This is a genomic window from Motilimonas sp. 1_MG-2023, assembly GCF_030547455.1.
Taxonomy (GTDB): Bacteria; Pseudomonadota; Gammaproteobacteria; order Enterobacterales; family CBDFNC01; genus Motilimonas.
The window spans coordinates 26,499-47,396 of record NZ_JAUOPX010000008.1 but is presented as its reverse complement, the minus strand read 5'-3'; the positions used below and the strand labels follow the sequence as shown (position 1 = coordinate 47,396).

Below are 20,898 nucleotides of genomic sequence, written 5' to 3'. Positions count from 1 at the left end.
AACCCCTACCAATTACCGCGACAACCTTCACGATGTTCTAAAAACTCAGCTTCAGACATCATGCCATTGGCATCTTGGTCCAATACGTTAAACATATCTTGATCATCTATCATGCGCGCATTTCTACCTTTACCTGGACGATTAGCTTGACGCGCTTGCCTAAATGCGGTGAACTCTTCTAAAGTCACGTCGCCGCTGTTGTTAAGATCTAATTCAGCGAACTCCGGTTGATACTGTCCCCCGCCATTCCCCATTCCCATGCAACCACCTTGACCATAGCCCATTTGCGTCGCCGCAAAACTGCTACCAGCCAACAACAAGGCAGCTAAGCCTGTTGTATAAATCCATGAAGCTTTCATTATGTGTTCCCCCCTTATAAGTGACACTTTAATTATACCTCTTAAGGGATATTCCGTATGGGATCAGCCAGTAAAATTGTGTAAATTTTAATCAGCTTAATTTACATAGTAAAATGGATTAATTTGGACAGTGTATGTGCAGGCTTGCTTTGGCATAGGCTGATTAAACTACCTGCTACCATCACAGACTCAAATCGATTCAAGCCTAATGATGTAAACTTGTAAGCTTTACCACCACAGCAGCATGATCACTGGCTTGGCTGTGCTCATCAAAGTTGGAATGGGTTAAATGACGATCGATACACTCATAACCCGTAACCAAACCAATTTGCTGACCATAGTTAGAAGCAAATTCACCCGAGAGGAGAATGTAATCCAAAATGCGGCCATGCACCCCGTAATAATGGGTAGGCCTGCGTTCATCGGTGGTGGCATAAAGTGAATAACTGTCGTGCATTGACCAATTTTTCTCGGTATCTAACGCCTTTGGGCTCGGCGTTGCAAAGGTCAGTGGCAATGATCCCTGTGACAAATCATCATTAAAATCACCAAATACAATCACACCTTGCTTGGCTTGTTGCCGCTGTAACAAGATATCTTGCATTAAAAGTGTCATTTCTTGGGTACGCAACTGGTCGCTGGCCCAACGCCCCATATAATGCTCTAACTCGGTGGCACTGGCTTCCTTGGCTTTATCAAGCAATGAACGCTTAGATTTTAAATGCACCACATACAAACGCAGCGCACCAAAGCCGGTTAAATTTAGCTCAGTTATTAACGGTGGACGGCTGAACACATCAGCAGGAATGTCTTTATGTGTCAGCTTTTTATCTAGCGGATACTTACTCGCTAACGCTAAGCCGGGCTTGTAATAAACATGACTATCGTCAGCAATGGATGCTGGCGTAAATTCAAAATAAGCATAACCGAGATCAGCGCAAAGCTGGGCTAATTCCGCCGCAGAAAATACTTCTTGAAAGGCCACCACATCAGGATCGGCTTGCTCGATCGTTTGCGCGATCCAAGCCTGTTTTTTAAGCCACTGATCTGGCTCCAAAATATTGTCAATTTCGTAGGCGGCGGCAGGAGGCGCAACATAGTTATACAAATTTAACGTCATTAAAGTTAACTGCATCGCTGACTCCTTAGCTTAATTCTTAGCTCAACTCTTAACTCAAATAAGCTATTTCTTATTCCAGTTTGCCCACGCATTTTCCGTTGGGTCTAGCGCTGCTTGGGCTTTTTTGCGTTTCTTTTTACCGCTACCCGCTGGCGGTACAACAGGCTTTTCTAATCGTGACGGGCAGTCTTCCGGCGCCTCAGCATCGGCTTCGAACCCTTGGTACTGCTCACGCGGCAAGCGCAATTTGTTTTTCTTTTCGATTAACTTAAAATGCTGATATTCATCATGAGCAATTAACGACAACGCTAAACCCGCCGCGCCAGCACGACCACTGCGGCCAATACGGTGCATATAATCCGCTGGGCTACGTGGCAGTTCGTAGTTAATTACCACCGGTAACTTATCAATATCAATACCGCGAGCGGCAATATCAGTAGCAATCAACACCTCTATTTCACCGATTTTAAAGCCGGTTAAAATACGGTTACGGGCGCCTTGGCCTTTATCACTATGAAACACCTGCGCCTTAATACCCGCATTTTCCAGCTTTTGCGCCAACCGATCACAGGTCTTTTTCGCACTGGCAAAAATCAGCACCTGCGACCAAGCATTCTCTTTAATAAGGGTAGCTAATAGCTGAGTTTTACGGTTTTTATTTACCGTGATCACGCGCTGAACTAAGGTGCTTTCTTGCTCGCTTTGTAGTTGCACTGACACCGGGTTAGTGAGTAACTTAGCCGTTAATTCGTTTAATTCTTCTGGAAAAGTGGCCGAGAACAACAAGGTTTGCTTTTGTTTTGGCAGCAAATCTAACAGCGCGATAAGTTCTTCAGCAAAACCTAGGCTTAATAAGCGGTCAGCTTCATCTAACACTAAAGATTTAACCTGATCTAATTTGATTGCATTGCTGGAAATTAAGTCTAATAACCGCCCCGGCGTCGCCACTACAATGTCACTGCCTCCGCGTAATGCCAGCATTTGTGTATTAGCCGACACCCCACCAAACACCGCAGTCACTTTAATACGTGGTTGTAAGGTTTGACCATAAGACTGACACGCATCAGCAACCTGCTGGGCTAGTTCACGAGTGGGCACCAAAATCAGACTATGAACGAGGTTTCCCTTGCCCTTCACGTCTGCTTGTTGCGCTTTATCTAACGCTAAGCGTTGCAACAGTGGCAAAGCGAATGCCGCCGTTTTACCCGACCCAGTATTCGCACCCGCCAACACATCCTTGCCCGCTAAAGCCGCAGGAATTATCTGCGTTTGCACCGGCGTAGGCTGCACATAGTTAAGGGCGGCAAGACGAGTTAACAAAGATGGCATTAAGCCCAATGGGGAAAAAAGGTCGCGAGATGGCTGCATGGTTAGGTGGTTACTTAATTCAAAAAATGTATCCCTATAGTGTACTTAAAAAGTCTGCTAAAGACTTATTAAAAATCCACCTCATAAAATCAGCACAGCGCGACACAGGTAACATTTTAATAACAATTAAAGAGCAATAAATACCCATTTAAAAACAAAGTAATAGATAACAAAAACCAACTTATGTAACAACAAAGTTACACAACAAGGCACTTTGTTACCAACTTGTTTCTAAACGCCTTCTACACTTTCTCCTGAGAACAGTCAGATCATTAAGCGCATCGTCGTTTCACGAAAGTCGTTTCACGCAATCGCTTTAAAGCAAATAAATTGTTGCAACGGAGAAAGATCATGAAATTGAAAACCCTATTTTTAGCCATGACATTCGCAGCCGGCTCCGCCACCGCAGGAGAAGTGGAAGTGCTACATTGGTGGACGTCTGGTGGCGAAGCCAAATCTGTCGCCGTATTAAAACAAATGATGGAGCAACAAGGTCATAGCTGGAAAGATTTTGCCGTGGCCGGTGGTGGTGGTGAAAGCGCCATGACGGTCCTTAAAACCCGCGTGGTATCGGGCAATGCGCCAACTGCAGCACAAATTAAAGGTCACGACATTCAAGAATGGGCCGAGTTAGATTATCTAGCCAATTTAGATACAGTCGCCAAAAAAGAAGGCTGGGAGCAATCTGTCCCCAGTGTTGTAACCGATATCATGAAGTACGACAGTCACTATGTAGCCGTGCCCGTTAATGTGCATCGCGTAAACTGGCTATGGGCAAATCCAGCGGCATTTAAGAAAGCAGGTGCAACAATACCAACTAATTTAGATGAGTTTTTTGTTGCCGCCGACAAACTCAAGGCGGCGGGCATCATTCCCCTCGCTCAAGGTGGCCAACCTTGGCAAGAAGCTACCTTATTTGAAGCGGTGGCATTAGAAATTCTCGGTTCAGCCGACTATCGTAAAGCCTTTGTCGATCATGATATGGCGGTGCTAAAAGGCAAAAAAATGGTCGAAGCGCTAACCATTTTCAAAAAAATGAAAGGTTACACCGATCAAGCTGCATCAGGGCGTGATTGGAACATCGCTACCAACATGGTGATCACTGGCCAAGCCGGTATGCAAATTATGGGTGACTGGGCCAAAGGCGAATTCATTGCCGCAGGTAAAAAACCAGGCGTTGACTTTGTTTGTGTACCGGCTCCCGGCACCCAAGGCCAATTTACCTTTAACGTTGACAGCTTTGCCATGTTCAAACAAAAAGACAAAGGCGCGATGGCGGCGCAAAACGACTTGGCCAAAACTATCTTAACCCCTGAGTTTCAAGAGGTATTTAACCTCAACAAAGGCTCCATTCCAGTTCGTACCGACATGGATTTAAGCAAGTTTGACCAGTGTGCGCTCGACTCGATGGACACCTTTAAAGCCAGCGCCACATCAGGTGACTTAGTGCCAAGCTTTGCTCACGGCATGGCCACCACCAGCGCCATTCAAGGTGCCATGTACGACGTGCTAACTAACTACTACAACAGCGACAACATTAGCGCACAAGACACCGCCAACTTACTCGCTGACGTTGTTGAAGACGCTATGTAATCGGAGCCAGCCCTTGCAAAAGGGCTGTTTTATTTATGCCTGTAACTCATACTAATACGCCAGCGCCGCTCGCCAGTACCACCCCTTGGCAAGATAAAATGCAGGTCTGGTTACCTAAGCTCATTTTGTCACCGACCATAGTCGTCACCTTAATTTGTGTGTATGGCTTTGTTATTTGGACCGGTTTACTGTCGTTCACAAAATCGCGCTTTTTACCTCAGTTCGATTTTGTTGGCTGGCGTCAGTATGAGCGCTTGTTAAATAACGATCGCTGGATCACCGCTTGTGAAAACCTATTGATCTTTGGCGGCTTGTTTATTGCGATCTGCCTGCTTATTGGCGTGTTACTGGCGATCTTCTTAGATCAAAAGATCCAACAAGAAGGCATGATCCGCACCATTTACCTCTATCCCATGGCGTTATCTTTTATCGTCACGGGTACCGCATGGAAGTGGATCCTCAACCCCGGTTTGGGCCTTGAAAATTTAGTGCATCAAATGGGCTTTACCGATTTTAAATTCGACTGGCTGGTTAATTCCGACATGGCCGTTTACACCTTAGTTATTGCCGCCGTGTGGCAAAGCTCAGGTTTTGTCATGGCATTATTTTTAGCCGGATTACGCGGCATCGACAGCAGTATTATTAACGCGGCGCAAATCGACGGTGCCAGTAAACCGCGTATTTACTGGAGCATTATCTTGCCTTGCCTGCGTCCGGTGTTTTTCAGCGCGATCATTATCTTGTCGCACCTTGCCATTAAAAGCTTCGACTTAGTCACCGCCCTCACCTCCGGCGGGCCGGGCTACTCGTCGGATCTACCGGCATTGTTTATGTATGCCCACAGCTTCACCCGTGGCCAAATGGGCTTGGGCGCAGCCAGTGCCATCATGATGTTGGCTGGGATCTTAGCCATCTTAGTTCCTTACCTTTATTCAGAGCTGCGAGGTAAACGCAATGCATAGTTCATCAACTTCACAAGGCGACAACAGCCTTGGCCGCTGGTTAATTTACGGCGTACTCGCACTGATGGCCTTAGTCTATCTATTGCCACTGTTTGTCATGCTGGTCACCTCGTTTAAAACCGGCACCGACATTCGCACCGGCAGCTTAATCAGCTTGCCGCAAGAATGGGTAACCGACAGCTGGCAAGCCGCTTGGGGCACCGCTTGTACTGGCGTCACTTGCGATGGCATTAAAGGCTACTTTTGGAACAGCATTAAAATGGTGGTGCCAGCGGTGCTGATATCCACTTTTATTGGTGCGTTTAACGGCTATGTGATCAGCAAATGGCGCTTTAAAGGCTCAGATTTATTCTTTAGCCTGATGTTATTTGGCTGCTTTTTACCATTTCAACTCGTATTACTCCCCATGGCCGCCATGTTAGGAAAATTAGGCCTTGCCAATACAACGACAGGATTAGTACTGGTGCACGTTATTTATGGCGTGGCCTTTACCACGCTGTTTTTCCGTAACTACTACATCAACGTGCCCGATGAATTAGTCAAAGCTGCCAAACTCGACGGCGCGGGGTTTTTCACCATTTTTTGGGCGATTTTGCTGCCTATTTCCAAGCCGATCATCATGGTTACCATCATTTGGCAATTCACTTCCATTTGGAACGACTTCTTATTTGGTGTGGTGTATTCCGGCGCCGACAGTCAGCCGATCACGGTAGCACTGAACAACTTGGTGAATACCAGCACCGGCGTCAAAGCCTACAACGTCGATATGGCCGCCGCCATCATCGCCGCGCTACCTACCCTATTCGTGTATTTCGTCGCAGGTAAATATTTTGTACGTGGGCTAACCGCCGGCTCAGTTAAAGGATAATTTAAAATGGCCAAACTAGACCTTATTGATATTCGTAAAACCTATCCGAAATCGGATTTAGAAACCCTGAAAGGCATTAATATCAGCATTGAGCCGGGTGAATTTCTGATTTTGGTCGGCCCTTCCGGCTGCGGTAAATCTACCTTAATGAACACCATTGCGGGCTTGGAAGACATCAGCTCGGGCGAAATTCGTATTAACGACGTCGATGTATCTGGCCTTGCGCCAAAAGATCGCGACATAGCCATGGTGTTTCAATCCTACGCCTTGTACCCCAACATGACGGTGCGGGAAAACATGGCCTTTGGCTTAAAAATTCGCAAAACCCCCACCACTGAAATTGATGCTGAAATCAAACGGGTATCAGAATTATTGCAAATCGATCACCTGCTCGACCGCAAACCTAGCCAGCTTTCGGGTGGTCAGCAGCAACGTGTCGCCATGGGCCGCGCCCTCGCGCGGAGACCAAAACTGTATTTGTTTGACGAGCCGTTAAGTAATCTGGATGCCAAACTACGGGTAGAAATGCGTACCGAAGTGAAAAAACTCCACCAGCGCCTCGGCACCACCATAGTGTATGTTACCCACGACCAAATTGAAGCCATGACCTTAGCCGATCGCATCGCGGTGATGAAAGCAGGCGAAGTGCAGCAACTCGGCAGCCCCCATGAAATATATAACCACCCCACCAACATGTTTGTCGCAGGCTTTATGGGCTCACCATCAATGAACTTTGTGCCGATCACCGTACTAGAAAACAGTGACGGCCATACTTGCACCGAGCTAACAGGTAGTGATGGCAAAGCCCAGTTGCTAGCCCTGCCTGATCGCCTAAAAACGCACTTAGGTAAAAAGTTGATACTTGGCTTGCGCCCCGAACACATAAGTCAGCAGCTATCCCACCATAGCGAAACGGATTTGATCTCAGCGGCGCGCTTTAATTTGGAAATTTTAGAGCCCACTGGCCCCGAGACCATCGCGCAAATTACCATTAACGATCATGCCGTGCATTGTCGCCTTGCCCCCGACCTCAGCATTACTGCAGGTCAAGATCTTGATTTGATGATAGATGTCAGTAAGGCCAGTTTTTTTGACCCCGACAGCGAAAGGAATATTTTGCTTTAGCTGAGTGTATGGGAGCGGTATTTATAGCGTGAATTAGCATGCCCCGCGCAGACGATTCACGATATAAATATCTCCTACAACAGCCAGCCAATTATCTGTGATGTACCTGTAGGAACAGAGCTTGCTCTGCGAATATCACAAATTCCCTGAGCAAGCTCAGGTCCCACAAACAACCCGAATCAACAAATTCAACATACAAGGAGCTGTATTTATACAGCGAACCAGCGCGCTCGGCGCATAAGATTCGCGGTATAAATGCAGATCTACGGATGTAATGATTAACCTCTCGCCAATACGTAAAGCCCAGCTTTTTCAATAATGGCCAATAAAATTGCATTTTCAAATTAAAAACGCAAAGCGCAAAAATTTTCCTTGTGCGAGATCCGCCATAGCGGTTGTGGCATATTCTAGTGTCTTATTACAATTCGTCGAATTATTGAAAAAATAAATCATTGTTTTTATTCAACTTAATTTTTCTCATTTGCATTTCGTGCGCTCCGTCATGTTTCCTCCTAGGAGGCTGGGTATTTACCTTACGGAAAACCTGTATATTTAATCGCGAAAGGAAGCAAGAATACTTAACAGGATGTCGAGTATTTATGTCAGACAGGAAGTTTGGCAATTAAGGAAGATGTAAGGACAGCTACAAGAAGTAGCAAAGGGACACCTCCAGGACGGAGATAGAAAACAGATCAGGAAGGTCTGTTAGGTTAAGGATAACCAACAAGTGCAACTCTAAGGATAGAGAGCCAAAATAGTCAGAAAAAGCAGGGAGCACACTCATCAAGGATTAGATGATGTGACAATCTGAAGCGATGCCGCAAGGCATCGCTTTTTTTGTTTTAAAAAACACCCTCGCTTGGGGGCACAATAAAGTCGATTTCAACCACGAAGTTTTTTAATAAGTCACACCTTACAAGCCGTTTTGAGTAAAGCGCTGCGATTGGGTTGATGATGAGATTTAAGGGGACTGCTTGATAACCGCTAACTTGGCTTCTATCAGCGAATCCTGCTATACATGGTTGCATATCTATATTGCACCATAAATGGCTAACAACCCAATCGGAAGAAGCAGCATCCATTGAGGAAGTTTGACAAACCCCTTGCTGCCAAAGAAATACCATCCCACAACAACAAAAACCAATACAAATGAAATGTATAAACCTCCAACCAACTGAGCTGGTAAATACAATGAATCAAACCCATACCAACCGACATATACCAGCATTAAAGAGCTAACAATCAAAGTGACTGAAACAAGGTGCCAACACACTAACAGCGTTGCTTTAGGTATATCCTCAAGCTCCGACTTAAGGAAAGGTCTAACTGGATCCACTTGACCAGCAAACACATGTACTAATGTTGTAAATACGCCAAGTAAGCCTGAGCTCAAAATCCATATATTCATAATACCCTCCGTGGGTATAACCTTAGTTTTTCAAATAACACAAAATAAAAATCAAATATCTAAATTTGGAATAAACGTTTTTAACGCCATCGCAGACACCCGTAATATTTCTTCTTTGCTGGGCGCAGGATGAATACGCTGCATTCCTAAAAAACTTGAGTAAGCCATCAAGGCAACGTCTTTCGCGTGCCGTGGTTCCAGACCAAGCTCAATGTAACACTGCGCTAAATATGTTTGCCTTTGGCTATCAATTTTCTCTAGATGACGCGCTATTGAAGGCTCTTTTAACGCCCATGCTCGAATGTGGTTTTCGGCTTCAATATTGCTGCTAGCGATCACTTTATCTAGTGCGAGCAAACGTTGTAATGCATCAACTTGGCTATTGGCCTGTTCAATAAAGGCGATAGTCATGGTGTTGTACCAGTGCTCCATTAAACTATCGATAAATGCCGCGCGATTTTTAAAATGGTGATAAAAAGATCCTTTTGTCACACCCTTTAGTTCACACAACGGTATAATTTTTAGCTGCTCAGGCCCTTTACTAACAAGCACATCAAGCGCGAAATTCAGCCAGTCTAATTGGCTATTTTTACCAACTGAGTTCATATTCGATTTGCCTTAATGGCGTTATTGATCACGATACGAGCGATAAAATAATGGAAGGGTAAAATGCAATTCACATAGATCTGGCCAATTCGCGTTTTTTGATTCACTAGGCTCGAAACAACGACTGTGTTTTCACATTTTTTAACACTCAAATAAAACGTCATATGTTTATCGTCTGCATAGCTAATAATTTCATCGTCTAATTTTTTTATTACAGTCAGAAAACCCGCTTGATCACCCACCTGCAAATCATCACTCGGCGGTACCATATTGCTCTCTGTTACATTAAAACCTGCAATTTTGACTAACTTGTTGCGCAACCACATCAGCTTATTCACCCAATTAGGCAAGTAATTAAAAATAGCATATTGCAGTTGACTAGGCGTGAGCTGCAATTGAGAAACGGGAGCCGCAAGTGCATCACGAAAATAAGGTTGTAGCGCATTCTTGGCAAGGTGGTCATCAAGTGGCGTCGGCAGTGCTTTTATCGTTGAAAATAGTAAGGGCATCTTTGCTTTCCTCTTTACATACCATACCAAATGGTATCCATAAAGATAATATGCCGATATAGTTTATAAATCAAATAATAATAAGCATCAATTAGCCAGTGATAATCCCACAGTTTCGCTAGCAATACACCCGCCAAATGAGCTATTCACGGTTCCAGCAATAACTTAAATTAATACAAGAAGATAAAAATGCCACACATACAATCTGGGCCTGCTGGCCGCAAAGATTTTCCTTGTGCGAGATCTGCCATCGCGGTTGTGGCACATTCTAGTCTCTTTCTGCAATTCGTCGAATTATTGAAAAACTAAATCATTGTTTTTATTTAACTAAAATTTTAGCCTTTGCATTTCGTGCGCTCCGTCATGTTTCACTCTAAGAGACTAGCTATTTACCTAAAGGAAAACCTGTATATTTAATCGCGCAAGGAAGCAAGAATACTTAACAGGATGTCGAGTATTTATGTCAGACAGGAAGTTTGGCAATTAAGGAAGATATAAGGACAGCTACACGATGTAGCAAAGGGACACCTCCAGGACGGAGATAGAAAACAGATCAGGAAGGTCTGTTAGGTTAAGGATAACCAACAAGCGCAACTCTAAGGATAGAGAGCCAAGATAGTCAGAAAAAGCAGGGAGCACACTCATCAAGGATTAGATGATGTGACAATCTGAAGCGATGCCGCAAGGCATCGCTTTTTTTGCATTAAAAATGCCGCTTAAACTACCTAACCCGAGTTCTAGATAGGCAAAATAGTATATTTTGCCTGCAAAAACGCGGTAAATAGACCTAAAGAATAACGTTGAACTTTGCTTCTTGATATTGTTTGGGTATATACGCTTTACGTTTTCATCCCTGAAAACGAAATTTTGCAGTAAAAACATACTTCATCCGCTCGTAATAAGCTTAAGCAAAACTGAGGTTACTTACTTGCGTTTTGGTGGGTTTCATCACACATTCTAAACTAATAATATTGTCCTTAACTAAGGTAGAGTGATGAGACTAGCCAAATGGTTAATTTTTCTGCTGATTTATTGTTATACCAATGCAGCTCTGTCATCTGAAAATGATCCTAAGATACAAGTTTTTGCCTCCATCTTCCCACCCTTTAGTTATTTAGATCAGGGAGAAGTGCGTGGTGTATCTGTTGACCTCGTTAGACAGGTTTTAACCGCGGCGGAAATGGACTATGACGTGGTGATATTTCCTTGGGCTCGAGCTTATGAAAGATCGCAAATAACACCTAACGCTTTGTTGATCAATGTTGCCCGAACGCCAGAGCGCGAAGCTTTATTTAAATGGGTAGGAGAAATTGTAAAGTTCGATGTTAAAATTTTTGCCCTTAAGGGTGCTAACAACCCTAAGCCCAATATCTTATCTGATTTATCAAGCGGTAAAATCGGTGGCTTACGCCAAGATGTGAAAACAGCCTATTTACAGCAGCAAGGGTTGACAGTACAAGTGATCAACTCTGAAGAAAGTGGGATTCGGCAACTGCTCGCGGGTCGCATTGATTACTTGGCAGCAGATATCAATTCATTCCAGTATCGCCTTACAAAACTGCAGTTAGATCCAAATGACTTTGAAGCTGTCCTAGACCTAAAAGAAATATCCAAACCTCTCTATATTGCCTTTCAAAAAAACACACCAGACGCAGTTGTTGAAAGACTACGCGTAGCACTAAACAAAGTGGTGCCGCAGTCTGCAAGCAACATTGACCAACAAAATATTGCGGCCCCTACCACATCAACGCAACGCGCGATCACCGACTAAGTTCTCCCGTTTATCACCAGTAAATACAGCCTTATGTTTGTAAAGAGCATCGTTGTTGTTGGCAGTATTGAGCACCTTAATCTGCATGCTGAGTTTTATTACTTGTGATGGGAGCAAAAAGCTAAGTAACGCTAAACGAATAATTCAGCTAATGGTCGGGTAGGTAATGTGATCACACAGTTTTTGTTTGGTATTTTAATCAGATAAAATTGTACTAATTAACCGCAGTTATGTTTAAGCCTAACGCCGCCAGATAAAGCATGCTTTACGGCAAAAAAGCCAACTAAATAGCTCGGTTAATTTTTGATCCAATAGCCAGTCGTCCACTACATATCATTTAATACAACAGGAATCTTTGTGAAATACGCCTATTTAGCTTTATTGCTTCTAGTCACCTCATGTGCCAATACCCCACAGCAAGTTTATAACAGCTCTCCGATCTTCATTGATTTCGATGGCACTAAACTTGGTGGTGTCACCCAAGGTGATATCTTTGAGCAGATTATCCCGCAAGTACACGACATCCTAAGCCCAGCGCAGAAGCGAGCGCTAAATCATTATACTGATTACGCGAGTCGTGATAATAGCCATGCGTTAGGTGGCATGGTGGTCTATCACAAAGGCGTACCCGTTTATAGCTGGTTTGATAGCGCTAATGGTGCGAAAAGTGATCAACCTTACCAAAGTAACTCATTAACCAAAAGTGTCACGAGCCTATTATTGGGCATCGCCATTGACCAAGGTTATATCGCCAGTGTTGACGATCCTATCTCTCGCTATTTAAATGATTATCGCGATGACCTATCTGGCAACAAGGCCAAGCTGACGATCCGTGACCTATTGACCATGACAGATGCCATAGAATGGAATCAAAATCCCTACAATAAGGATGGCAGTCTAGCGACGGATAACTCGCCCAATGAGATGTTTCGATCCAGTAACCCTACCCATTACATAGTCTCTCGACCTGAAAATAAAAATGCCAAGGGCCAATTTACCTATGGTGAGTGGCAACCCTTTTTGATTGGTCAAATCATTCAAAATGCCACCGGACAAGACTTTTTTACATTTGCCAATAAAAACCTTTTTACTCCGATGGACATCACCTATTGGCACTGGCATACCCTAAGGGACGATTCACCCAATACCAATGGCGGTGTTTACCTTAACGTTTGGGATCGTGCCAAACTTGGTCAATTGGTGATAAGCCAAGGCAAGTGGCAAGACAAACAGCTAGTGAGTAAAAATTGGATCAAGGCTTCAACAAAAAATCAACTTGCTGAACCTGGTTCAGCTTGGGCGGCAAGCTCATACGGTTATTATTGGTGGCTAGACAACCTCAAAATAGGAAAAAGTTCGATTAATACTATTTCAGCCGAAGGTTGGGGCGGAAACAGTATCATTATTTACCCTGAGCGAGATCTCGTTATTGCCACTATGGGAGGAGATTATAGGATGAATTCAATGGCAGCACACGGCATCGGCAGCATAAACGAGCGCCTAGCGAAATTTGTAGTGTCTCGCTACTTTCCAATACAGGAATAAAAACGAAGACAGCTTGCTACAAGCCAAAAAAAGCAGGCCGCTAGGCCTGCAAATGGAAAGGTTTACGCTGTTGTTGGCCCAAAATATGGCGCCGTAAAGGTATCCGGAAAATCTAGTTTAACGCCAACACATCTCCTATCTCAGTTTTGATATTGTCCGACTGGGTGCCGAAGATGGCTTGCAAGTTATCGCCTATCACCACCACTTCACGCGCTCCTAGGGCTTTAATGCGCGGAATATCCGCCAGAGCAATATCTGCCACTGTCACGCGTAAACGAGTAATACAAGCATCTATATTTTTAATGTTCGCCTTACCGCCCATCGCGTGCACTAAATTGGTCGCCAGCTCAGAGCCAACCACTACCGCTGCTTGCTCGGTTTCAGCCTCTTCACGACCTGGGGTTTTTAAATTGAATTTAGTGATCACCACGCGGAACAACACATAGTAAAACGCTGCCCACAATGGACCAATGATTAAGAACAACCAAGCCTTAGTCGAAAGGGGTAAGAACAAGAAGAAATCGATGGCACCATGGGCAAACGACTGACCATGCTGAATTTCCAAGTAGTTAGTAATGGCAAAACCAATCCCCGTTAAAAACGCGTGGATCACATACAACACCGGCGCCACAAACAAGAAGGCAAATTCAACCGGCTCAGTGATCCCAGTTAACCACGAGGTTAACGCGGCTGAGAACATCAAACCGCCAACAACAGCTTTTTTCTCAGGTTTAGCGGTATGGTAAATCGCCAATGCCGCGCCGGGCAGCGCCCACATGGTGTACATAAAGCCGCCGCCTAAGTGCCCTGCCGTTGGGTCGCCAGCAAAAAAGCGTGCCACTTCACCAGTGATAACCTTACCTGTTTCTGGATCGGTATAGCTACCTACCTCGAAGAAGAACGGCGCATTCCAGATATGGTGTAGACCCAACGGTAATAACGCACGCTCACCAAAGCCGTAAATCCCCCAAGCTAACACTGGGTTTTGGTACGCAGTCCAATGAGAGAAGGTATCGATCATCGCGCCCACCGGTGGCCAAACAAATGCCATGACTATGCCGACCACAATCGCAGCCAACCCCGTCACAATCGGCACAAAGCGCTTACCGGCAAAAAAGCCTAAGTACTCTGGTAATTTAATGCGGTAAAAGCGATTGAACATTAAGCCCGCGACGCCGCCCATAATAATGCCGCCAAAAATCCCCGTTTGTAAGGTCGTTATACCCAGCACTGTGGTGGTTTCTAAGCCTTTCATTTTTGCCGCTACGCCCAGTGTGGCAAGCATAATGCCAAGGCCAACCGTGCCTGCTAACGCCGCCACCCCGTCGTTTTTAGTAAATCCCAGCGCCACACCAATGGCAAATAGCAGTGGCATAAAGCCAAATACGGCCTCACCTGACTGCGCCATCACTTGGCTTACCGCTGCTGGCATCCAGCTAAAATTGGCTGAACCTATACCTAATAACAAACCAGCCACAGGTAATACCGATACCGGTAACATCAGTGACCGTCCCACCTTTTGTAGCTGACCAAATATATTACTGATCATATCCCTTCTCCCTGCCCACTTAGGCACTGCTAATGATTAATAACGCTCTTACTTCAGAGTGAGTTATGGATAACCAAAATCGCAGCTAGTACATCCTTGCATGCTTAACTTTTTCATCCTTGAAAAGGATATTTTGTTTATCAAAAACCCACTCTCACCAAGGAAAATTCTTTTTCAATTATCCCCGCATTAGCAGTCTATGGGCTTTTTGTCTTGCGAAGGTGACATAGAGAAAGCAGTTTGTAAGCGAATGCTTACAAAACGACGCGTGCCTTGTTCAAGCAGTTTCAGTACACTTAATAGGTTTAAAAAATAACAATAATAAAGCGAGGGAAGTATGCCAACAGCAGTCGCAAAAACCCTGTTAGTAGTAGACGATAATGCCGAACTCAGAGACGCCCTATCAGACTATTTAGGCAATGCCGGCTTTACCGTACTCACCGCAGCCGACGGCATTGAAATGCGCCAATGTTTGCAACAACACAATCCCGATTTAATCATTCTCGATGTGATGTTGCCCGGAGAAGATGGCTTTAGCTTATGCGGCTGGATCCGACGCAGCTCTAGTGTGCCGATCATTATGCTGACCGCAGTTGCAGAAGAAGCAGACCGCGTGGTGGGGTTAGAAATTGGTGCCGATGATTACATGACTAAATCTTTTAGTCCGCGTGAACTATTAGCACGTATTAAAGCGCAGCTACGCCGGGCGCAGTTTAATGCCGGCCTCAATCAAGCGCGTTACATTTGTTTTGCCAACTGGAAGCTCGACACTCTTACCCGTCAACTCATTGATGAGAAAGGCAATATCAACCAGCTCTCGGGCGCAGATTACAGCTTGTTGCACCTATTCTTACGCCACGCCAATCAACTGCTAGATCGCGATCAAATTTCTGCCACTATCAAAGGTCGCGAGGCAATGCCACTAGAGCGAGGTATTGATGTGCAAATTAGTCGCTTGCGCCATCATCTGAACGACCAAGACCGCGCCTTGATTAAAACCGTGCGCGGCCAAGGCTATATGCTCAACGCTGAGGCCGTACATGAAGTCTGATGCCACGAAGCCACGCTTAGCCAACACCTTAGTGGTACGCTTGTTGGCCACATTATTGCTTGTGATCATCAGCGCTCAGTTCCTCACCGCACTCATTTGGTATCGACAAGGTGCAGCTAAAGAAAACGAAGGCTTAATTAGCACAGTTAATAGCCTTGCTCTTAGCGCCGCGAGTACCGTCGCCTTTTTTAGCTCACTGCCATTAGAGTATCGCCACCTAACTTTAAATCAACTGCGAAAAATGGGCGGTTCACGTTTCTTTGTATCGCTGAATAATCATGAAATTGCCATTCAAGCCTTACCCGATAGCCAACGTAAAAAAATGGTACTCAGCGAAGTTCGTAAGGTGCTTAATCAAGAACTAAGCACTGATCAGGCCATTACCTTAGAATTTACCGATCGTGAAAATCTTCGTGTGTTTAATACTGAGGTCAGGTTAGACGAAGTCCCTCAAATATGGGCTAACTATAGCTTGTCACTGGGTGAATTAAATCCACCAATATTAGTCATGCAGATTGAAATATCGCCCACTGAATGGCTCTATTTGGCCGCTATTTTACCAGCACCTTTTGTTTTGCTCGATACCCCGTTTATGGACACTAAACAATGGTTTTTTATGGGCTTGTCTTCGCTATTATTAGTATTTTTTACATGGCTGGTGGTGCGTCGAGAAATCCGACCTATCGCCAAACTGGCCAATGCCGCCAGCGCCATGACCGAGCAGCTCGACACGCCGCAGCTGGCCGAACAAGGCAGTGAAGAGCTTATCACGGCTACCCGCGCCTTTAATAAAATGAGCTTACGGATCAAAAACTATCTGCGCGATCGCGACATGTTATTTAGCGCCATTTCTCATGACCTAAAAACTCCGATTGCCTGTTTGCGGCTACGTACCGAAATGTTGCCCGATGAAGCTACTCGGAAAAAATTTGAAAACGCCCTCAATGAGCTAGATTTTATGGTAAAAGGGGCTTTGCAATGTATTCGCGATACCGACTTGCACGAAGACATAGAGCCTGTCGACATCAACCATATTCTGCAGCAAAGCGCAGAACTTTATGGTCGTTACGACAAACAAGTCACCATTCATGGCCAAGTACAGCAACAGTATTTGGGTAAACCACTGGCACTAAAACGCTTACTCAACAACTTAGTAGAAAATGGCATAAAATACGGTAAACGAGTTGAAATTAATATCACCGAACTGCAGCAACAACTGCATATTGATTTCCGTGATTATGGCGATGGCATCCCAGTGCCTCAGCAACAACAAGTTTTCGAACCATACTTTCGATTAAGCAAGCAAAAGCAAGAAGGCACAGGATTAGGCTTAACCATAGCACGCAGCATCGCCCGCAGTCATGGCGGCGACATCAGCCTAAGAAATCACCACCAACAAGGCCTGATCGTCAGCCTCACCTTACCGGAGCATTAAGTCATGAAACTCGGTTTTCTTTCTATATTTATCCTATCATTTTGCTTGACCCAAGCTAGTTACGCCACTGAAAACATTGCTCAAGTGATGCCTCTAAGCCAACAACAAACCCAGCCGCAAGTGGAAGTACTGCATTGGTGGACAAGCCAAGGAGAACAACGAGCTACAGCCGCCTTAAAGCAAGCTGTTAATGCTAATGGCATGGTTTGGCGCGACTTTGCAGTGCGTGGTGGTGGCGGTGATAGCGCCATGACAGTACTGCAAGCTCGCGCCATTGCTGGCAACCCACCATCAATGGCGCAAATAGAAGGCCCGGCGATAAGTTCATGGGCACGGTTGGGATTTTTAGTCGATTTAGAAAGCATTGCCCAACAACAGCAATGGCAACAAAGTCTGCCCGATATTGCCTTAAGTGTTAATCGCTATCAAGGCCACTTTGTCGCCATCCCACTGACCCTACATCGCATCAACTGGATGTGGCTAAATAAAGCCATCTTTACCCAGCTTAACTTACCCGTACCACAAACTTGGCCAGAGTTTATAGATACGGCCAAGACCATTAAACAAGCAGGAATCACACCACTAGCGATTGGCCATGAGCCTTGGCAAGTGGCAATGATTTTTGAAATGATGACGCTCGGCTTACACGGCGCGCAGGAATATAGACAACTGTTTGTTGAGCTAGACCCCGACACCATTAACAACGCGAACACCTTGGCGACCTTGCGCTTATTTCGCGAGCTGTCACACATAGTCGGCTCAAAACAAAGGGCGCAAGAATGGCCACAAGCGACCGCCGACTTAGCCACAGGCCAAGCTGCCATCCAGCTGTTAGGCGACTGGGTCAAAGGCGAACTAACCGCCCTCGGCTATCAAGCCAATGTAGATTACATTTGCGCCGCCGCACCGGGCACACAAAACAGTTTTATCTATAACATGGACAGTTTTGTCTTATTCCATCAGGGCGCAAATAACAGTAAACGAGTCAGCCAAGCGATGGCTAGCTTGTTAATGAACAAAGATTTTCAAAGCCAATTTAATCAACTGAAAGGCTCACTGCCCGCGCGTCAAGATATCGACCTAACTGGCTTTGACAGCTGCAGTTTAGCCGCCAAACAAGATTTCGATCGCGCTCAAGCCGAGCACAACTTAGTCCCCAGCTTGACTGATTCAATGGCCCTACCAGAGCAACAACAAAACGAAATTATTCAGCTCCTGTATCGCTATTTTTACCAAAACAACATCAGTGCCGAGCAAGTGGTGGTACAGCTGTTAAATATTGGCAAACGCCAAGGTCAAGAGGGGTTTTAGGTTAGTATTATCTCTTCAAAACCCAACGCTTTAGCAAACATTACTCAGGGCTAGCAGCGTTTTGAAACAAAGTCTTTGACAAATAGCTCGATAGCAGCGCTTTGTACTCATCGCTTTCTAAGTAATTATTTAAGCTGTCATTTAGTTTGTTAAACAGCGCTTCGGGCACCGATTTTTTACTGACATAAAAGCTGACTTTACTGCTATTTAACAAATAAGGGTGAAACTCAATATTGCCGGAAAAACCAAGCTCTCGCGCTTTAAACAAACCAGCCATTACATCCGTAGCCACGCCATCTACACGTTGGTGCATAAGCAAGTCAATCGCTTGCGCCTCACTGTTGGCATAGTGAATTTTGCTTTGAAATCGGAGTGATTTCTTAATTTCTTCAAATTCATCTCCATACCAAGCGCCACGCTGGGTGGATAGATAAATATCTTGGTTAAAAATATCAGTCAGGCGATTAGCAGGATAAAGGTTAGATAAACCTTTAGGCATCATAATACCAATAAGCTCATCACGGTAAGGGGTGCTGAAATAACCAAATTCAGCTCTAGATTTGGTATATGAAGCTGCCATCATAATATCTATTTTGCCGATGGCGATGTATTTAAGGCCGCGCCGAGGGGGGATATAAACAAACTCAATTTGGCAACCTGCACCTGCAATCGCCTGCTTTAAAATCTCTACGTCTAAGCCAGTCCAGCCTTCCTGCTCTTTAACAAAAAATGGCGGCCAAGAATCAATGCTCACTTTAAAGGTATGGTCACAACCATAAGCCGGAGCAAGCCACAAACTGATAAGTAAAATTAAATACTTCACTACATCCTCCTATGCTACTTGGAGTAGGTTCTCGATGGCTTCAGCGAAGGGGCAAACAAATGCGTTAGCATGCCTAGTCTTCCAAGGTATAGCACAAATCAAGTTGCTCAATTGTCAATTTTTTAGCCATCAGTCAGCTTAGCGCATCATTCTCAAAAACAGCTCTCAACCTTATCCGTTTGAAATTAAATAACATTGACCGATACTTGGTTCTCTCTAATACTAACAGAGGGAGGAAGAATGAGTGTACTGATACCGTTTGCGCTTGACCACGCCAGCAACGAGATGGTTTTTGTTGAAGATGTGCCCAGAGGCGCCGCTTGTGGCTGTGTGTGTTATGCCTGCAAAACCCCTGTTATCGCTAAAAAAGGTAACATTAAGCAACATCATTTTGCCCATGAGAAAGGCAAAGCCGCGGCATTATGTGAAATCAACCTACAACGTTCGTTATTTTGGATGTCGCGCAACTTATTTACCTCCCATCAAACCTTTGTCACCCCTGATTATGATTACCAATTTAGCTGCGATCTAGGCTGCCAAACAGCCACCTACCCCATCACCAAAAGCGCTAAAGTTAACTACCAACAAGTAACTATTCCTCGCACAAAAATAACTAAAGGTGCTGATGTTATCGTGCTTGAAGTCGGTGACTATCAGTTAGCTGTGATACTGAACTTTTTAGGCCACAGTTACACTCACGGCTATCAAGGCCTGCCCACAGTACAAATCAATATGCAGCCACTTATTAGCATAATTAATGAGCATCAACAAAACCCTAAGAGCGCCATCATCAACCACTTGCTTGTGACAACCAATAATAAAAAGTGGTTATATCACCCTCGGCAAAAAGTGTTTGAGGATAAGTGCCAAGCATTACATCAAGCACAGCAAGAACAAGCGCTGAAAATAGAAAAAACGCGCCAGCAACAACAAGAAACGCAACGCCAACAAGCACAAGCCGCTGCGCTAGAACGAGCGCAACAACGCCAGCTCGAAATGGCCGCCGATCTAGCAGTGAAACGCCAGCAGCAAGCACAATATGAACAAGCTGAGCGTCAGGCACAGCAGGCAGCGATAGCAACCGCTGCCAACAAAACCAAACAACGGCGAGCTTCCATAGTTGCCAGTGTTAACGCCGTAAAAGCCCTTGGTCACCAAGAAGCTTGGCTATGTGAAAGGTGCAAGTTTGCGCGCCCCCCAAATGATGACAACTGTCATTACTGCGGCGGCCAAGACTATAAAGTTATTTCTCTCAGCGACGCCGAACTTGCATTAATCGACAGGAAGTTTTACCAATGGAATTATGCCGAGCTGTCATGTGAGGTATTACCCAATGAAGTGCGCTTAGTTAGCAGCAAACCAAGCTAAACGCGTGATTGAATACAAGCCTACGAGTGCGTAACGGCAAGCTGGTTGGCTTTTGTAGGAGCTGAGCTTGCTCAGCGAATATCGCGAATCTTATGCGCTGAGCGCGCTAATTTCGCTGTTAAATACC

At 45.0% G+C, this 20,898-nt stretch carries 19 protein-coding genes; 11 read left to right on the top strand and 8 right to left on the bottom strand.

The window, feature by feature from the left end; genetic code table 11:
- Positions 1-5: 5 nt before the first annotated feature.
- From Q4519_RS06005 to Q4519_RS05995, 3 genes are all read right to left on the bottom strand, one after another.
- Positions 6-359, bottom strand: coding sequence for an EF-hand domain-containing protein (locus tag Q4519_RS06005; protein ID WP_303510693.1), 354 nt, complete (start codon positions 357-359; stop codon positions 6-8).
- Positions 360-564: 205 nt separating this feature from the next.
- Positions 565-1,494: an endonuclease/exonuclease/phosphatase family protein gene (locus Q4519_RS06000; RefSeq protein WP_303510690.1), complete on the bottom strand. Its 930-nt coding sequence runs from the start codon at positions 1,492-1,494 to the stop codon at positions 565-567.
- Between the two features lie 48 nt (positions 1,495-1,542).
- The gene (locus Q4519_RS05995; protein ID WP_303510687.1) at positions 1,543-2,847 is read right to left on the bottom strand and encodes a DEAD/DEAH box helicase; all 1,305 of its coding nucleotides are present in this window, start codon (positions 2,845-2,847) and stop codon (positions 1,543-1,545) included.
- Between Q4519_RS05995 and Q4519_RS05990 the strand changes: the two genes are divergently transcribed.
- The 5 genes from Q4519_RS05990 (at position 2,802) to Q4519_RS05970 (ending at position 7,395) form a co-directional block, all read left to right on the top strand.
- On the top strand, positions 2,802-2,987 hold the full coding sequence (locus Q4519_RS05990) for a hypothetical protein (RefSeq protein WP_303510893.1): 186 nt from the start codon (positions 2,802-2,804) through the stop codon (positions 2,985-2,987). The two genes, Q4519_RS05995 and Q4519_RS05990, sit on opposite strands and share 46 nt — an antisense overlap.
- Before the next feature lie 211 nt (positions 2,988-3,198).
- Positions 3,199-4,440 (top strand): ABC transporter substrate-binding protein, encoded by a 1,242-nt coding sequence (locus Q4519_RS05985; protein ID WP_232803821.1) that lies wholly within the window; start codon positions 3,199-3,201, stop codon positions 4,438-4,440.
- 35 nt (positions 4,441-4,475) lie between these two features.
- Positions 4,476-5,402, top strand: coding sequence for a carbohydrate ABC transporter permease (locus Q4519_RS05980; RefSeq protein WP_303510683.1), 927 nt, complete (start codon positions 4,476-4,478; stop codon positions 5,400-5,402).
- Entirely contained in the window at positions 5,395-6,270 is an 876-nt protein-coding gene (locus tag Q4519_RS05975; RefSeq protein ID WP_303510681.1) for a carbohydrate ABC transporter permease, read from the top strand. Before Q4519_RS05980 ends, Q4519_RS05975 begins: the two co-directional genes overlap by 8 nt.
- A gap of 6 nt (positions 6,271-6,276) precedes the next feature.
- Positions 6,277-7,395 (top strand): ABC transporter ATP-binding protein, encoded by a 1,119-nt coding sequence (locus Q4519_RS05970; RefSeq protein ID WP_303510679.1) that lies wholly within the window; start codon positions 6,277-6,279, stop codon positions 7,393-7,395.
- A 1,030-nt stretch (positions 7,396-8,425) separates the two neighbouring features.
- Here the strand turns inward: Q4519_RS05970 and Q4519_RS05965 are convergent.
- Genes Q4519_RS05965 through Q4519_RS05955 form a run of 3 tightly spaced genes read right to left on the bottom strand, consistent with a single transcriptional unit; the run spans position 8,426 to position 9,918 of the window.
- Positions 8,426-8,803 (bottom strand): hypothetical protein, encoded by a 378-nt coding sequence (locus tag Q4519_RS05965; protein WP_303510677.1) that lies wholly within the window; start codon positions 8,801-8,803, stop codon positions 8,426-8,428.
- A gap of 51 nt (positions 8,804-8,854) precedes the next feature.
- Positions 8,855-9,409 (bottom strand): TetR/AcrR family transcriptional regulator, encoded by a 555-nt coding sequence (locus Q4519_RS05960; protein WP_303510674.1) that lies wholly within the window; start codon positions 9,407-9,409, stop codon positions 8,855-8,857.
- Positions 9,406-9,918, bottom strand: a complete 513-nt coding sequence (locus Q4519_RS05955; RefSeq protein ID WP_303510673.1) for a DUF2867 domain-containing protein — start codon at positions 9,916-9,918, stop codon at positions 9,406-9,408. The genes Q4519_RS05960 and Q4519_RS05955 overlap by 4 nt, the downstream gene beginning before the upstream one ends.
- 994 nt (positions 9,919-10,912) lie before the next feature.
- Between Q4519_RS05955 and Q4519_RS05950 the strand changes: the two genes are divergently transcribed.
- Together Q4519_RS05950 and Q4519_RS05945 are read left to right on the top strand one after the other, a co-directional pair.
- Positions 10,913-11,689 (top strand): ABC transporter substrate-binding protein, encoded by a 777-nt coding sequence (locus Q4519_RS05950; RefSeq protein WP_303510670.1) that lies wholly within the window; start codon positions 10,913-10,915, stop codon positions 11,687-11,689.
- 357 nt (positions 11,690-12,046) lie between these two features.
- A complete protein-coding gene (locus Q4519_RS05945) occupies positions 12,047-13,234 on the top strand; it encodes a serine hydrolase (protein ID WP_303510667.1) in 1,188 nt (395 codons plus the stop codon).
- Positions 13,235-13,346: 112 nt separating this feature from the next.
- On the opposite strand, the gene ptsG is transcribed toward Q4519_RS05945, so the two are convergent.
- Positions 13,347-14,783: a glucose-specific PTS transporter subunit IIBC gene (ptsG, locus tag Q4519_RS05940; RefSeq protein ID WP_232803966.1), complete on the bottom strand. Its 1,437-nt coding sequence runs from the start codon at positions 14,781-14,783 to the stop codon at positions 13,347-13,349.
- Between the two features lie 337 nt (positions 14,784-15,120).
- Here ptsG and Q4519_RS05935 point away from each other — a divergent pair, with 337 nt between their 5' ends.
- Genes Q4519_RS05935 through Q4519_RS05925 form a run of 3 tightly spaced genes read left to right on the top strand, consistent with a single transcriptional unit; the run spans position 15,121 to position 18,580 of the window.
- Positions 15,121-15,834 (top strand): response regulator, encoded by a 714-nt coding sequence (locus Q4519_RS05935; protein ID WP_232803967.1) that lies wholly within the window; start codon positions 15,121-15,123, stop codon positions 15,832-15,834.
- Positions 15,824-17,269 (top strand): ATP-binding protein, encoded by a 1,446-nt coding sequence (locus tag Q4519_RS05930; RefSeq protein ID WP_232803968.1) that lies wholly within the window; start codon positions 15,824-15,826, stop codon positions 17,267-17,269. The genes Q4519_RS05935 and Q4519_RS05930 overlap by 11 nt, the downstream gene beginning before the upstream one ends.
- A gap of 3 nt (positions 17,270-17,272) precedes the next feature.
- Positions 17,273-18,580, top strand: a complete 1,308-nt coding sequence (locus Q4519_RS05925) for an ABC transporter substrate-binding protein (protein ID WP_303510658.1) — start codon at positions 17,273-17,275, stop codon at positions 18,578-18,580.
- A 40-nt stretch (positions 18,581-18,620) separates the two neighbouring features.
- On the opposite strand, the gene Q4519_RS05920 is transcribed toward Q4519_RS05925, so the two are convergent.
- Positions 18,621-19,403, bottom strand: coding sequence for an ABC transporter substrate-binding protein (locus Q4519_RS05920; protein WP_303510655.1), 783 nt, complete (start codon positions 19,401-19,403; stop codon positions 18,621-18,623).
- Between the two features lie 240 nt (positions 19,404-19,643).
- On the opposite strand from Q4519_RS05920, the gene Q4519_RS05915 reads away from it, so the two are divergent.
- Complete coding sequence (locus Q4519_RS05915) at positions 19,644-20,771, top strand: hypothetical protein (protein ID WP_303510653.1); 1,128 nt, start codon at positions 19,644-19,646, stop codon at positions 20,769-20,771.
- Positions 20,772-20,898: the final 127 nt, after the last annotated feature.

Excerpts from the sequence above, each read along its gene's own strand:
- Q4519_RS05935 (WP_232803967.1), top strand. The coding sequence starts at position 15,121 with ATGCCAACAGCAGTCGCAAAAACCCTGTTAGTAGTAGACGATAATGCC.
- Q4519_RS06005 (WP_303510693.1), bottom strand. The coding sequence starts at position 359 with ATGAAAGCTTCATGGATTTATACAACAGGCTTAGCTGCCTTGTTGTTG.
- Q4519_RS05925 (WP_303510658.1), top strand. The coding sequence starts at position 17,273 with ATGAAACTCGGTTTTCTTTCTATATTTATCCTATCATTTTGCTTGACC.
- Q4519_RS05915 (WP_303510653.1), top strand. The coding sequence starts at position 19,644 with ATGAGTGTACTGATACCGTTTGCGCTTGACCACGCCAGCAACGAGATG.
- Q4519_RS05960 (WP_303510674.1), bottom strand. The coding sequence starts at position 9,409 with ATGAACTCAGTTGGTAAAAATAGCCAATTAGACTGGCTGAATTTCGCG.
- Q4519_RS05990 (WP_303510893.1), top strand. The coding sequence starts at position 2,802 with ATGGCATTAAGCCCAATGGGGAAAAAAGGTCGCGAGATGGCTGCATGG.
- Q4519_RS05985 (WP_232803821.1), top strand. The coding sequence starts at position 3,199 with ATGAAATTGAAAACCCTATTTTTAGCCATGACATTCGCAGCCGGCTCC.
- Q4519_RS05975 (WP_303510681.1), top strand. The coding sequence starts at position 5,395 with ATGCATAGTTCATCAACTTCACAAGGCGACAACAGCCTTGGCCGCTGG.
- ptsG (WP_232803966.1), bottom strand. The coding sequence starts at position 14,783 with ATGATCAGTAATATATTTGGTCAGCTACAAAAGGTGGGACGGTCACTG.
- Q4519_RS05930 (WP_232803968.1), top strand. The coding sequence starts at position 15,824 with ATGAAGTCTGATGCCACGAAGCCACGCTTAGCCAACACCTTAGTGGTA.
- Q4519_RS06000 (WP_303510690.1), bottom strand. The coding sequence starts at position 1,494 with ATGCAGTTAACTTTAATGACGTTAAATTTGTATAACTATGTTGCGCCT.
- Q4519_RS05980 (WP_303510683.1), top strand. The coding sequence starts at position 4,476 with ATGCCTGTAACTCATACTAATACGCCAGCGCCGCTCGCCAGTACCACC.
- Q4519_RS05965 (WP_303510677.1), bottom strand. The coding sequence starts at position 8,803 with ATGAATATATGGATTTTGAGCTCAGGCTTACTTGGCGTATTTACAACA.
- Q4519_RS05995 (WP_303510687.1), bottom strand. The coding sequence starts at position 2,847 with ATGCAGCCATCTCGCGACCTTTTTTCCCCATTGGGCTTAATGCCATCT.
- Q4519_RS05955 (WP_303510673.1), bottom strand. The coding sequence starts at position 9,918 with ATGCCCTTACTATTTTCAACGATAAAAGCACTGCCGACGCCACTTGAT.
- Q4519_RS05970 (WP_303510679.1), top strand. The coding sequence starts at position 6,277 with ATGGCCAAACTAGACCTTATTGATATTCGTAAAACCTATCCGAAATCG.
- Q4519_RS05950 (WP_303510670.1), top strand. The coding sequence starts at position 10,913 with ATGAGACTAGCCAAATGGTTAATTTTTCTGCTGATTTATTGTTATACC.